A 13,076-nucleotide genomic window follows, 5' to 3' on the forward strand; every position below is an offset into this window, starting at 1 on the left:
AGTGGTTCCGTCTGGTTCTCTTGGTCATGCTTTTGCTCCTGCATTCGGCCTGATGGCCGAGATTGTGAAGCAAAGCGCCCACCTATCCAACTGTCCGAATTTCCGGGACCACCTCTAATTGTTTAAGGTGCGTGGATGTAGGCATGCTCATTCACCACCATGCTTGCATGCATACCAAGTGACCAAGATCGAAGCGACCGCGACTCCAGCAACCACTATATAGAATCCCATATATCTCTCCTTGTGAATTACGTTTGCCAAGCTGAGTTCGTCATTCGTCCTAGTTACCTCGTCAATAAATTAATCTACCGAAGCTGATTGTTAGATAAACCATTCGCATCAGCCTGCCACATGTGTCGCTTGCTGTCTACTCCACCTCGCAGCTCAGCATCTTATCCACGAAGGACTAGCAGGGCGTGGGCATCGAGTTCGCCAAGGAGGACGATAAAATTGGTCATTTTTTTGTTGTCGGTGCGATCACATACTTGTCAGAAGCATCGCGCATTTTTTTGATAGGCGCTATAGCCAATAGTTGATGTTGCTTTTATGAAATTTTTACAGTTGACGCCGGCAGTGGTTTTCATCCTTTCCGTCTGTCCGTCTATAAGCGTTTTCGATAGTTAATTTAGAGAAAACAAAACAGGCTTAATGTCGTAATTTTAATAACTTCAGAGATTAGTCTGTGCCATGAAAAATTAACAAAATAGTGATATTAAGGCGTTAAGCGTTTATATAAATTACTCAATGTAAATTTATAAATACTATAAAATCAACAGCTTACGCCTATTTACAACATATAAAATTACTATAGAACAATTTTTCTTATTGCCCTCCGAAGCCAAGGGTCGCTGGTTCGATTCCAGCCAGCCGCACCAGTTTTTAACATAAAAATCAATGAGTTAGGTGATGCGTTGCATTGCAGATTGATGCAATATTGCGCGTTTTTTGGCGCATTTTTTGGCGCACTGACTGTGCCAAATTTGTACCGTAGACCTGCAATGCTTTTTTGTATGTCTTTGAAGGGTGACGCACTACCGCACGACGCTTAAGCTACCGTGCCGATTTCACCCGAGGCGACGCCTACAACCGACCCCGGGTCGAATCCAAATCCCAACCCAACGCCCGGCACGCCTAACAACGTGAATGTGATCAACACGCCGAACGTCAATGTGACAAATACCGTCTGCGTTAACTGGTGTGAAAGTCCGGATTGGGTGCCGCCCCAACCCGATATGCCGGGGGAGATCATGGGTTCGATAACGCAATTGTTCGCTCCGATTCAGCGCTTTGCGGTGCCGTCGCATAACGCCGAATGTCCCAGGCCATCTATCAATCCATTTGAGCGCACGATCGTCATGGACGGCCACTGTGTGCTGCTCGATGCCGTCAAGCCCACGTTGTATGCAGTCATGACCGCGGTTTGGGCCATCCTGGCGGCGAACCACGTGGTTGAAGCACAGCTGACCTCGAGGAAATGATCCGCTTGCGTTTCCAGGACCACCCCGAGAGCGAGTTTTCGGCAGGACTACTACAACTAAACGCGGACAGGCCATCTTTCGCTCTACGCGCTTAAGATTCGCTTCAGTTATCGGACGCATCCTTTCATCGTGCCACCACGGCACCCAACTACTCATTTGTTGAAAGGAAGCATCATGAATAAGTCGTTACTGAAAGCCACTTTCGCTGTCGTGCTGTCCGCCATATCGGTCTCCGTGTTCGCCTCAACCTACGCGCCTTCTGCGGAAGCGCCGGATCAAGTCGTCGCGAGCTTCGGTCGTCTCTTGAGCCATACACCGGCGACCACCGCGGTTGCACTTCCTGCAGTATCTAAATCCGAAGCGGACCCCTTGCCCGCCCGCGTGAATGCCGTTCTGTGGGAACGCCCGTCCTATCATCTGCCCGTCAAATCCACGCTCCTTTCGGTAAAGCCGGAGCAGAAGCAGTGATCCAGTCCGGCCGCGTCGCTGTCTTTACCTCCGGGCGCAGCGCGGATGAAGGGAAAACAAGGCCAAAGGCTGAAGGGTTGGCGCAACCGAAATTTTTCGGGAACTCCCTCAATGTGGCTTTAGTGGTCCTTTGGGAACAGCGCGCAAACGCTGAAATCGTGATGCGCTGTTTGCCAAAATATGTAATGCAAAAAAATGGCAATCATTGACAGGCAGGGCAGTCCTTAAGATTCGCTTCAGCTTTGGTCGTCATTCTGACACCGTGCTGGCAAGACATCATGGCACGTACCCATCTCAACCTAGCTTTTAAAGGAAATATCATGAACGCATTGCACATCAAATTGCTGGCCGTGGCCGCACTGTCGACCCTTTCTTTTTCTGCGCTTGCATCCACCTACGACGGCTCCTGCACCAGCGAACCAAAGTCCAAATGGATGACGACAAAGGACATGCAGGCCAAATTCGAAAAGCAGGGCTATAACGTCGGGCGCGTCAAGGCTGGCAAGGCTGGAAATAGCTGCTACGAAGTTTATGCCAAGGACAAAAATGGGAAAAAGGTCGAGCTGTTCGTCAACCCGGTTGATGGCGCCGTGGTCGGGGAGGCAGGCAAATAATGAAAACCGCTCTGCGCGCAACAGCGGGGGCCGGTGGCGCCACGATTCGCGTATGGGACCCGCTGGTGCGCCTTTTCCATTGGTCGCTTGTACTCGCCTTCTTCGGTGCGTATCTGTTGGGCGATGACGGCGGGACGCTGCATCAGGCGTTGGGTTATGTGGCACTCGGGCTGGTCGCTTTTCGCCTGGCATGGGGAGTCGTCGGTAGCCATCATGCGCGCTTCTCCAGCTTCGTCCCGTCGTTCGGGCGGTTCTGGCAATACCTGAAAGACGTCGTGGCGGGCCGGGAGCAGCGCTCTGTCGGCCACAACCCAGCCGGCGCGGTAATGATCCTGGCGCTGCTGGCAATGGTGGCCGCCACCGGCATTACCGGCTGGATGACGACCACGGATGCCTTCTGGGGTTCCGATTGGGTGGGAGAGGTGCATGAAGCAGGTGCCAACGGCATCCTGATATTGGCGGGCATCCACCTCGCCGGCGTCCTCTTCAGCAGCCTGCGGCATCGCGAGAACCTAATAAGGTCGATACTGACTGGACGCAAGCGCGCTGATTGAGGCGCTGGATGGGAGAGAGGTAAGCATGAAATTATTGCTTGTGAAAACTACCGGTGGTTCAATTGGTTGGCAGGTGAAGTGCCTAAAGCACAGGTAAAACCGGAAGATTAAATAATTGAAACGGTTAAAGCTCAAATCACTACCACAAGGAGATCATGATGAAATCATTAATTGTTGTTTTTGAACTTGCAATTGCTGTTCTGCTTACCTTTATTCTATTAACCGGAACTCCGGTATAAGGAGCCGCAACCGACGGTGCCGCCTCAGTTTTCTCTGATGTGCGGCCCAAGCAGCGCCGTCTCGGCCACAACCGAGCCGGCGCGGTAATGATCTTGGTGGACATCCACCTTGCCGGCGTCCTCTTCAGCAGCCTGCGGTACCGCGAGAACCTGATAAGGTCGATGCTGGCCGGACGCAAGCGCGCCGATTGAGACGCTGGGCCGACATACTGCAAGCTGCTCGCTCATAAAGGAAAACACATGCGTTTGCTGGTGGTGGAAGACGATGTGCTACTCGGACAAGGGATCGAGGCAGGCCTGAAACAGGCCGGATTTACCGTCGATCGTGCGCTGGATGGCCGCGCGGCAGCACTGGCGCTGGATGCGGTCGACTACGAATTGCTGGTGCTCGATCTGGGCCTGCCACGCATGAGCGGCCTTGATCTGCTGCAAGGCTTGCGCAGCAAGGGGCGCGATATTCCGGTACTGATCCTGACCGCGCGCGACACGGTGCAGGACCGGGTCGCCGGCCTAAATGCTGGTGCCGACGATTATCTGGTCAAGCCGTTCGACCTGGCCGAACTGGTGGCCCGCATCCGCGCGCTGCTGCGCCGCGCCCATGGCCGCAGCAGCGCCGTCATCGAGTACAGCAAGCTGCGAGTCGATCCAGCCTCATTGCAGGTGATGCTGGATGGCCAGACCATCCAGCTGTCTGCACGCGAATGCGCAATCCTGGTTGATTTGCTGGAACACAAGGGCATCGCGCTGTCGCGGGCGCGGCTGGAGGAAAGTCTGTACGGTTGGAACGAGGAAGTCGAAAGCAATGCGATCGAGGTTCACATCCATAACCTGCGCAAGAAGCTCGGCGACCAGTTGATCAAGACCATCCGCGGTGTCGGCTACCTGATCCGCAAGGAGACGCAATGAAACAACTTTCGCTGCGGCAGCGCCTGACGCTGATGATCATGGCCAGCCTGGTGGTCGTCTGGAGCGCAATGGCCGTGTTCAGCTACCGTGAATCGCGCGAAGAAATCAGCGAACTGTTCGATGCCCGGCTGGAACAAGGCGCCCGCATCATCCTGCTGCTGGACTTGAAGCGTCTGCAACGCCTGGTCAGTAACGAAGGCGCAAGCGAGGTCATCGAAGACCACGACGGCGATATAGACCGCCAGGGCAAGGCGCTGCCGTTCCAGGTGTGGGATGCAAATGGTCAACTGCTACTGCACAACGCCAGCGCGCCACACATCCCGTTCCGCGCAGGTAGCGGCCTCGACACCATCCAGGCGCAAGACAAGACCTGGCGCACGCTGGCGCTCTGGAATCAGAAACACGGCTTCCAGGTGCGCGTGTTTGAAGATGCGCAGCAACGCAGCCATCTGGCCGGCGGCATCATGCGCCGCATGCTGGCGCCCCTGTTGTTGGGGCTGCCGGGTCTGGCGCTGCTGATCTGGCTTAGCATCGGGCGCGGCCTGCGGCCTTTGCAATCGCTATCGGCAGCAATTTCCGCCCGCAGCGCAAACAAGCTCGACCTGATCACCCTGCACAGCGTCCCCAAGGAAGTTCAGGTCCTGATCGCCTCCCTCAACGGTTTGCTGCAACGGCTGTCGCACTCCATGGATCAGGAGCGCCGCTTCACCGCCGATGCCGCCCACGAGTTGCGCACCCCGCTGGCCGCCATCAAGGTGCAAGCCGAAGTCGCGCTGGCAGCACAGGACAGGCAGCAACAGGGCCAGGCACTGCACGGCATCATTGAAGGCATCAACCGCACCACCCGCCTGAGCGAACAGTTGCTGATGCTGGCCCGGCTCGACCATCTTGCCCCGGAGTCGCAGCAAACCATCGACTTGGGCGAACTGGCCCGACAATCTGCCGCCCGTTATGCCGACAGCGCGCTCAATAAGGAGATCGACCTCAGCGTCAATGCTGCGGACACGTTCCGGATGCGCGGCGATCCGGTGCTGCTGGAAGCACTAATCGGCAACCTGATTGACAACGCGATCCGCTACACGCCGCCACAAGGCAGCATCGAGATCGGGATTCAGACGGTGGGAGAACGCATCAGCCTATCCGTCAGGGATGACGGACCCGGCCTGTCGGAGCAGGATAAAGAGCGCGTGCTGCACCGCTTCTATCGCGCCGATGACAGTGGCACCAGCGGCAGCGGCCTGGGCCTGTCGATTGTCGAGCGCATCGCGCAGGTGCACCGCGCCACGATTACATTGGAAACTGGCTTGCATGGCACAGGACTTGGTGTGAGTATATTGTTCCCCAATGGGAACATATCCCATTGATGCGGCACGAAAAAATATGAAGCCAAGGCACTGAACAATCAACACATATGTAACCTTGAAGATCGGGCTGTCCTCCGGCCGCATTTTCCTGCGGTCGTAAATCCGCGTAGTCGCGATGCTGGCATGCCCCAACCGCTCCTGGACTTTGGCGATGCCGGCTTCATGGTCGAGCGCATTGGTCGCCGCCGTCGGCTGTTATCGAGGATTTGCGAATGGCATAGAGGAATTTGCCCGGCCCGGGCCGGAGCACGGTCAGCCTGGCTGGCGGAACTCGTCCTCGACCCATGCGGCGGCGCTGACCCGGTTCAGCTTGAAATGCGGCGCGACCTTCACGCGGGCAATCTGGCTGTCGGCCTCATCGTGTGCGGATAGCAGTGCGTAAGGATGGTCTTCGTCCGGAACGATGTCCAGCGTGACGGTTAGCACGGCCGAGCGCGCGGTCAGCGTGACGCTCTTGTGCAGCGTTGCATGCAGTTGCTGCTCGTGCCGGCGCAAGACTTCCGCGGCGGTCTTGACCAGGGTGCGGAAGGCGGCGGCGTCCAGCGGCTTCGGGTTTTTCTTGTCGCGCCCCATGGTCCAGGGGCCGACCAGGGCCGGCTCGGATTCGTCATCCCTGATCATAGCGACCGCCCAGCCCTCGTCGTCCTCGTTCTTGATGACGCGCGCGGTCCAGCCAGTGTCGCGCCACAAGCGCGGCTCTTGCGTGCGCAGATCAGATTCAGATTCCTGCTCGATCGACATGCCGGCCACTACGCCTTGAACTTGCGCAACAGCGCATCGAGTTGGGTTTTGGAAGCGGAACCGGCATGGCTGTCAGCGCCGGCAGGATCGGCCTCGGTATCGCCGGTAAAGTCCTCGGTAAATTCTTCCGCCAGATTCTTCCAGCCCTTGCTGGCGGCGAAGACGTTGAATTCCTCCGGCGCCTCCAGCACGATCAGCTTGTCGTCCTGCAAGCCGAGATCGCCATGGCCGAAGTCCGGCCCGACATAGCCGAGCAGACGCAGCCGGGCCAGAATCTGCTGGATCAGGACCGCATCCTGATACAGGCGCTCGCCTTGTATCGATGCTGCGAAGTCGACATACACGTCGATGATTCCATAGCCTTCATCGAAGATCCGAATCGCCTGGATTTTGCGGGTCCGGCCGGCTGCGTCGGTGACCTCGAACGGGCCGCTGAGATGGATGTCGGTTTCATTATTCATGCCGGCAAGGATACACCAAATGCATGCGCCGGTTGCCCGCCCGCGATGCCTGCTCCGATCCGGCGCAGCGTGATGGCGGCGAAAAACAACGGCCTGGGCCACATCATGTACTGGCATTGGTATATTCAATATCCGCAATAAAAATAAGCGGCAATTGCAATAAAAATAGCAATACTCCTTATTTTCAGCAAACACATCGGAGCTTGTTCGCGCTTTTCGTCGGGCAATGCGCAACATCAGTCCTGCGCCGCTTCCGGCGTGAACATGCAGCAAGCGTTGCGGCCGCTGGCCTTGGCCCGGTACATGGCGGCATCGGCGCGCTTGAGCAAGGTGTCGGCGTCCATGCCGTGGTCGGGGAAGACTGCGACGCCCAGACTGGTGGTGACCGTCATCCGGTGCGACTCGAGCAGCACCGGTTCGGCAATCCGCGCCAGGATGTTGTCGGCGATCCGGCCGATGTCGGCGCCGTCATTGATGCCGTCAAGCAATATCACGAACTCATCGCCGCCCATCCGCGCCACCGTATCGGCCGGCCGCACCGATGCCAGCAGCCGCTGCGCGACCGCCTGCAACAGGCAGTCGCCGACGTGATGCCCGAGCGAATCGTTGATGCTCTTGAAGTTATCCAGATCCAGCATGATGACGGCGACGCGCTGCGCGCTGCGCTCGGCGCGGTGCAATGCCATCTGGATGCGGTCGTTCAGCAACGCGCGATTGGGCAACTGGGTCAGCACATCGTGGTGCGCCAGGTGGCGGATATAGGCTTCGCTGCGCTTGCGTTCGGTAATGTCGGATGCGATTCCCAAAAACCCGGTAACCGCATCGTCGGCGTCGCGAATCGCCGAGACCGACAGGCTGACCGGAATGCGCGTGCCATCCTTGTGCAGGTAAGTCCACTCGCGCTCTTCGGCCTCGCCGTCCCGGACATGCGCTGCGAGCACTTCGAAGCCGCTGATTTCCCGCCCGAATTCGGCCGACAGCGCGATCCCGCGCTGGGCGATTTCGGCCGGATCATGCAGGTGCGCGGGCAGGCGCAGGCCGATCAGCTCTGCTTTATCGTAGCCGAGCATGCGGGCGGTAGCCGGGTTGACCGAACGCACCACGCCGTCGATGTCGGTGGCAATGATTGCATACTGGGTGCTGGCCAGGATCGCGCGCTGCCACGCATAGGCCTCGGCCAGTTGCCGTTGCGCCTTGCGGCGCTCGCTGACATCGAGCAGCATCATGTAAAAGCCGGTGATCTGGCCGCTGTCGTCGCGTTCCGGCACGAACTCGCCCAGAATGTCGATCACGCCGTCGCGCGCGTTGATTTGCGTTTCAAACTGCACCGATGCGCCGCGCAGCGCGGTTTCGATATGCGGCTGCAGGCGCCCGAATTCCGCCGCGCTAATGAAGGAGCCGAACCGTTTGCCGAGCAACGCCCCGGGCAGAACGCCGAAGGTGCGCTCGTATTGCGCATTGCAGAATTGGTACTGCAGATCGCGATTGACGTACGACACCAGCGCCGGCAGATGCTCGGTCAGCGCCCGCAGCTTGCGTTCGTTTTCGGCCAGCGTGGCGCGGCGGCTTTCCAGCCTGCGCGTCATCGCGTTGAAGTCGCGCGCCAGATCGCCGAATTCATCTGGCGCGCTATAACCGCAACGCGCTTCCAGCCGGCCCGATGCGACCGCATGCGCGGTTGCATGCAGCGCGCGAATCGGGCGCAGGATGCGGCGTGCGATCAGCACGCCCAGCCCGAGCACCACCAGCAGAAACGCCAGCGGCAAGGCAATCAGCAGCAATTCCAGCCGCAGCGCATTGGCGCGTTGCTGCTCATTGATGTTTTCGGCAAGCTGATACGCGATTTCGGTAATGCGCTGGGTTTCGCCCACCAGATGGTCGGCCAGCATTTCGCGCCGCACCAGTGCAATTCGGCTGTGGCTCGCCGCCGGAGCCGATTCCAGTTCGTCCAGCAGTGCCGGCAGGCGCTGCGCTATGTCGCGCAAGGTGCCGATTGTTCCGGCAGCGTCGGTTTGCGCGGGCAGCGGCGGTTTCAAGACAAGCGTCAACGCATGGTGCCGGATGCGCCATTGTTGCGCCGAGCGCGGGCTGCCGTGCAGCATGAAATCCTGCGCCAGCGCCAGCATGCCCGATGCTTCGCGCGAAATGCGCTGCACTTGCTCCTGCTGCGCGCTGAGTTCGCCGGCCTTGCGGGTGGCCAGCACAGCGATGGTCAGGCACGCCGCGCTCAAGGCGATCGCGATCGCGATGCAAATAAGCAATATTCGCTGAATCCGCATGGCTTATTGCACCAAAGTAACGGAATACCGATCCAGCGCCTGCAGCGGCTTCGCATAGACGAAATCGAGATAGTTCGGCAGTTGCGGGTTTTCGACCAAGCCTTCGCGCTTGGCCCAGCGCGCCAGTCCTTCCAGCGAAGTCAGCAGCGACTGCTCCAGCGACAGTTCGTAACGGTAGTCGGGCCAGACTGCATCGATCAGTTCCGGCGTGCTCTTGAGTTGTTTGCCGAGGATGGCGCGCACGCGTTGCGGCGCATCCTTGATCAGGCGATTGGCGCGCGCGATCGCGCGCAGCAGCTTGAGCATATCGGCATCGTGCGCGCCGATCATCGATTTGGCGGCCACCAGGTGAAAAGTCTCGTCGAATATCATCGGATTTTTCAGGAATTGCACTTTATTGCCGAGCGCTCGCCGGGCCTGGTAGCCGAACGGCTCGAAGGAGCCGGCGGCATCGAGCTTGCCGCTGGCCAGGTCCGGCACCAGATCGTTTTGCGCGGTCGGCACCATGACGACGCTGGCCTGGTCGATGCCGTTGTAAGCCAGGAAGGTATCGGTGAAATAATGGCCGGAAGTGCCCTGGACGATGCCGATGCGCTTGCCCGCCAGGTCGGCCGGCGAGCGGATGCCGCGATCGGTGCGCACCGCCAACTTGTTGCTTGTGGTCGATCTGGCGAAGGTGGCAATGATGGAAAAATTGGACCGGTCAAAGCTGGACAATACGATCGGAGTCTCCGCCACGGTGACAAATTGCGCCTCGCCGTCGAGCAGGTGCTGCAGGCAGTGCTTGCCATTGACGCAATGAATAATATTCAGGGCCAAGCCTTCGGCTGCGAAATAACCTTCGGCGCTGGCGACCAGAACCGGCGCGCTCACCGGCAGATCGGCGACCGCCAGCGTCAGTGGCGCTGCCTGCACGGGCAAGCCGAGCAGCGCAATGGCGGCAATGAGCCAAAGGCGAAGGCGAAGGCGAAGGCGAAGGCGAAGGCGAAGGCGGCGAAAAATCACATGATGCGATAGCTGCTGCGACAAAATATGCTCCGTTTTTATTGATTCGTACCGGGTATTTCAAGCTTCTTGACAATCACAGGCGGCCGACTGCCCGTCGTCGGCAATCTGCAGCAGCAATGCATGGTCGGGCAGCATGAATTTCAAACAGGCAAGATTGTAAGCCGGGCGCGAGCCGCCCCGAAAACTTTCTGATTTGCCGACGCAATGCGATAATTTGCCGCGACTGCGGCGACGGCAAGCAGCCGCAAGAAAACCCCGCCATCCTGCCCTTGGACTTGACATGAGCGCAACAACCGCATCAACCATTACTGCCGAAAGCCTGTGGGACGATGTCGCGGCGGTGCGCGCCAACGCCCCGCTGGTGCACAGCATTACCAACTTCGTGGCGATGAACTACAACGCCAATGTGCTGCTGGCGCTGGGCGCGTCGCCGGTGATGGCGCATGCGCATGAAGAGGTAGCCGAGATGGCCGGGATTGCGCAGGCGCTGGTGCTGAATATCGGCACCTTGGAGCCGGACTGGATCGTCTCGATGCAGCTGGCGCTGAAGAAGGCCAATGCGCGCGGCATCCCGGTGGTGCTGGACCCGGTCGGCGCGGGCGCTACCGCGTACCGGAATCGAGCGCTGGCCGAGCTGATGGCTGCCGGCCGCCTGACCGCGATACGCGGCAATGCGTCCGAAATCATGAGCGTGTCCGGCCTGTCGGCCTCGACCCGCGGCGTCGACAGTTCGGCATCTTCGGACGCGGCGCTGGCGGCAGCGCGCAATCTTGCCGCAGCGACCGGCGCGGTGGTGTGCGTGTCGGGCGCCGACGATCACGTGGTCGACCATCAGGGCCGCTGGCTGAGCTTGTCCAACGGCCATCCGTGGATGACCAAGGTGACCGGGGTCGGCTGTTCGGCCAGCGCGATGATCGGCGCCTTCGCCGCGGTCCAGCCCGATCCCTGGCGCGCCACCGCAGCGGCGATGGCGTATCTGGGCGTGGTCGGCGAATCGGCGGCCGAACAGGTCATCGGGGCCGGCGGCGGGGTCGGCACGCTGCAAATCCAGCTGCTGGACGGCCTGCAGCTGCTCGACCGCGCCAGCTTCATCGCGCGCCTGAAGTTCACCGTGCATGGCTGACAAGACATCTGATCGTGAGGATTCGCCCGTGACCCAACCACCCTGCTCCAGCCAGCCCGGCTTGCCGTTTCGCTACCCGCGCGTGCTCAGCATCGCCGGCTCGGACAGCGGCGGCGGCGCCGGCATCCAGGCCGACCTGAAGACCTTTGCCGCGCTCGGCTGCTTCGGTATGACCGCCATCACCGCCATCACCGCGCAAAACACCTGCGGAGTGACGGCGATCCACGCGGTGCCGGCCGAGATACTGGCCCAGCAAATCGATGCGGTGCAAAGCGACATCGGGGTCGATGCGGTCAAGATCGGCATGCTGCACGATCCGGAAGTGGTGATGGTGGTGGCACAGGCGATCAAGCGCTACCAATGGCCGCGGGTGGTGCTCGATCCGGTGATGGTGGCCACCAGCGGCGACCGCCTGATCGCGCAGGAAACCATTGCCGTGCTGGTGCGGGAGCTGTTCCCGCTGGCGACGCTGGTGACGCCGAATCTGGACGAGGCCGCGCTGCTGCTCGGGCGGGCGGTGGAAACCGAGGCGCAGCTGGCCGCCGCAACCCGCGATTTGATCCAGCTGGGGGCACCGGCCGTGCTGCTGAAAGGCGGCCACCTGCGCGGAGAAGAAGTGGTGGACATCCTGCTGCAGCCGGGCCGGCCGCTGTTGCGCATGGCCAGTGCGCGCATCGTCAGCGCCAATACCCACGGCACCGGCTGCACGCTATCGTCGGCGATCGCCTGCTATCTCGCGCTCGGCCACGATCTGGCCGCAGCGGTGCAACTGGCGCGCAGCTATGTGTATCAGGCGATCTTGCACGGCGCCGATGTGCGCACCGGCCACGGCCACGGGCCGCTGAATCACGCCCATGCGCCGCTGCCGCTGCAAAAATTGCCGATTGTGCCGATGGCCTGATCCAGACCCGGGAACCAGGCGATTTCAGTAAAAACAAGGGGTATTGCCATTTTTATTGAATTTACCGCATATTTTAACTGCGGTAGTTAAACATACTCCATCTAGTAACAAGGGCAGCCCGTTGCCTGCATTAAGCCAGCGCCAGTCGGGAGCGCGTCGTCGGCCAGGTTGTAGAGTCGTTGCAGCACCAGAATCTCGATCATCAGAACCGTCGGATACGGTGGCCGGCCACCTTTGGCGCGCGACGGACGTGGCGACGCGGTGTCGATGCCTGCGGCCAGCGCGGCGAAGTCGACATGCCCGGACAGGCCAAGCAGCGGATCGCCCATCTTCACACGTCAGCTGCCACGCTCTTCTTCAGCAAACAAGCCCGGTTTGAGCATCATCATCGGGCGGCACGCAATGTGGTTCTGGATTCAGAATTTTGCTGACCCTGCCAAACAATGGCTATGTAGCACTTTGCTGTTGAATTGCTGTCCAACCTTTGACATTCAATGTTTATGGAGGGCAAAGCCGTGAAAACAGCGAACTTCAAAACGTGGCTGGCGCAGCTAAATGCACTGAACCGTGGGCAAAAAGAGCGCCTGCGCAGTGAACTGGACCGGCGGGGGGATACAGAAGAAGTCATCCGGTTGATCGAGCAAGGTTTGCAGGAAAAGCCGCTCTGTCCGCACTGCGGCAACACCCAACTGCAGCGCTGGGGCATCAGCTGCGGGTTACAACGCTACCGGTGCCGCCAATGTCGGCACACCTTCAATGCCCTGACGCACACCCCGCTGGCGCGCCTGCGCCACAAGGACCGGTGGCTCACTTACACCCAGGCCTTGATTGACGGCTTGAGCGTGCGCCAGGCGGCAAACTGCTGCGGCGTGGCCAAAAACACCAGCTTCAAGTGGCGCCACCGCTTTTTGCAGTCGCCGGCCCGGCAGAAAGCGCAGAC

General features: G+C 59.7%; 15 protein-coding genes and 1 pseudogene. 10 read left to right on the forward strand and 6 right to left on the reverse strand.

Going from position 1 to position 13,076, the window contains the following annotated elements; genetic code table 11:
- The first annotated feature begins 1,139 nt into the window (after positions 1–1,139).
- The 5 genes from HMCN_RS0114825 (at position 1,140) to HMCN_RS0114845 (ending at position 3,114) form a co-directional block, all read left to right on the forward strand.
- The gene (locus HMCN_RS0114825) at positions 1,140–1,478 is read left to right on the forward strand and encodes a hypothetical protein (protein WP_155837588.1); all 339 of its coding nucleotides are present in this window, start codon (positions 1,140–1,142) and stop codon (positions 1,476–1,478) included.
- Between the two features lie 174 nt (positions 1,479–1,652).
- The gene (locus HMCN_RS0114830) at positions 1,653–1,946 is read left to right on the forward strand and encodes a hypothetical protein (RefSeq protein ID WP_025918114.1); all 294 of its coding nucleotides are present in this window, start codon (positions 1,653–1,655) and stop codon (positions 1,944–1,946) included.
- On the forward strand, positions 1,943–2,155 hold the full coding sequence (locus HMCN_RS19450) for a hypothetical protein (RefSeq protein WP_155837589.1): 213 nt from the start codon (positions 1,943–1,945) through the stop codon (positions 2,153–2,155). Before HMCN_RS0114830 ends, HMCN_RS19450 begins: the two co-directional genes overlap by 4 nt.
- Positions 2,156–2,224: 69 nt before the next feature.
- Positions 2,225–2,560, forward strand: coding sequence for a PepSY domain-containing protein (locus HMCN_RS0114840; RefSeq protein WP_238552184.1), 336 nt, complete (start codon positions 2,225–2,227; stop codon positions 2,558–2,560).
- Positions 2,560–3,114, forward strand: coding sequence for a cytochrome b/b6 domain-containing protein (locus tag HMCN_RS0114845; RefSeq protein ID WP_025918116.1), 555 nt, complete (start codon positions 2,560–2,562; stop codon positions 3,112–3,114). Before HMCN_RS0114840 ends, HMCN_RS0114845 begins: the two co-directional genes overlap by 1 nt.
- 263 nt (positions 3,115–3,377) lie before the next feature.
- Here HMCN_RS0114845 and HMCN_RS0114850 read toward each other — a convergent pair whose 3' ends face one another.
- A complete protein-coding gene (locus tag HMCN_RS0114850; RefSeq protein WP_155837590.1) occupies positions 3,378–3,581 on the reverse strand; it encodes a hypothetical protein in 204 nt (67 codons plus the stop codon).
- A gap of 12 nt (positions 3,582–3,593) precedes the next feature.
- Here HMCN_RS0114850 and HMCN_RS0114855 point away from each other — a divergent pair, with 12 nt between their 5' ends.
- Both HMCN_RS0114855 and HMCN_RS0114860 read left to right on the forward strand, forming a co-directional pair.
- Positions 3,594–4,259, forward strand: coding sequence for a response regulator (locus tag HMCN_RS0114855; RefSeq protein ID WP_025918118.1), 666 nt, complete (start codon positions 3,594–3,596; stop codon positions 4,257–4,259).
- Complete coding sequence (locus tag HMCN_RS0114860; RefSeq protein WP_025918119.1) at positions 4,256–5,623, forward strand: ATP-binding protein; 1,368 nt, start codon at positions 4,256–4,258, stop codon at positions 5,621–5,623. The genes HMCN_RS0114855 and HMCN_RS0114860 overlap by 4 nt, the downstream gene beginning before the upstream one ends.
- Before the next feature lie 252 nt (positions 5,624–5,875).
- Here HMCN_RS0114860 and HMCN_RS0114865 read toward each other — a convergent pair whose 3' ends face one another.
- The 4 genes from HMCN_RS0114865 to HMCN_RS0114885 all read right to left on the reverse strand — a co-directional run bounded on the left by HMCN_RS0114865 (position 5,876) and on the right by HMCN_RS0114885 (position 10,019).
- Positions 5,876–6,364 carry a hypothetical protein gene (locus HMCN_RS0114865; RefSeq protein ID WP_035627389.1) on the reverse strand — a complete coding sequence of 163 codons (489 nt, stop codon included), beginning with the start codon at positions 6,362–6,364 and terminating at the stop codon, positions 5,876–5,878.
- An 8-nt stretch (positions 6,365–6,372) separates the two neighbouring features.
- On the reverse strand, positions 6,373–6,825 hold the full coding sequence (locus HMCN_RS0114870) for a hypothetical protein (RefSeq protein WP_025918121.1): 453 nt from the start codon (positions 6,823–6,825) through the stop codon (positions 6,373–6,375).
- 236 nt (positions 6,826–7,061) lie between these two features.
- Positions 7,062–9,086, reverse strand: coding sequence for a diguanylate cyclase domain-containing protein (locus HMCN_RS18375; RefSeq protein WP_162174154.1), 2,025 nt, complete (start codon positions 9,084–9,086; stop codon positions 7,062–7,064).
- A 21-nt stretch (positions 9,087–9,107) separates the two neighbouring features.
- Positions 9,108–10,019, reverse strand: coding sequence for an ABC transporter substrate-binding protein (locus HMCN_RS0114885; RefSeq protein WP_162174155.1), 912 nt, complete (start codon positions 10,017–10,019; stop codon positions 9,108–9,110).
- A gap of 373 nt (positions 10,020–10,392) precedes the next feature.
- Between HMCN_RS0114885 and thiM the strand changes: the two genes are divergently transcribed.
- Both thiM and thiD read left to right on the forward strand, forming a co-directional pair.
- Positions 10,393–11,235: a hydroxyethylthiazole kinase gene (gene thiM / locus HMCN_RS0114895; RefSeq protein WP_025918124.1), complete on the forward strand. Its 843-nt coding sequence runs from the start codon at positions 10,393–10,395 to the stop codon at positions 11,233–11,235.
- A 28-nt stretch (positions 11,236–11,263) separates the two neighbouring features.
- Entirely contained in the window at positions 11,264–12,136 is an 873-nt protein-coding gene (gene thiD / locus HMCN_RS0114900) for a bifunctional hydroxymethylpyrimidine kinase/phosphomethylpyrimidine kinase (protein WP_025918125.1), read from the forward strand.
- A gap of 101 nt (positions 12,137–12,237) precedes the next feature.
- On the opposite strand, the gene HMCN_RS0114905 is transcribed toward thiD, so the two are convergent.
- Positions 12,238–12,465, reverse strand: a complete 228-nt coding sequence (locus HMCN_RS0114905) for an IS5 family transposase (RefSeq protein ID WP_025918126.1) — start codon at positions 12,463–12,465, stop codon at positions 12,238–12,240.
- A gap of 171 nt (positions 12,466–12,636) precedes the next feature.
- Between HMCN_RS0114905 and HMCN_RS20155 the strand changes: the two are divergent.
- Positions 12,637–13,076 (forward strand): annotated as a pseudogene (locus HMCN_RS20155) (IS1595 family transposase); the annotation flags it as partial.

Source organism: Herminiimonas sp. CN, assembly GCF_000622895.1.
Lineage (GTDB): Bacteria > Pseudomonadota > Gammaproteobacteria > Burkholderiales > Burkholderiaceae_D > AVCC01.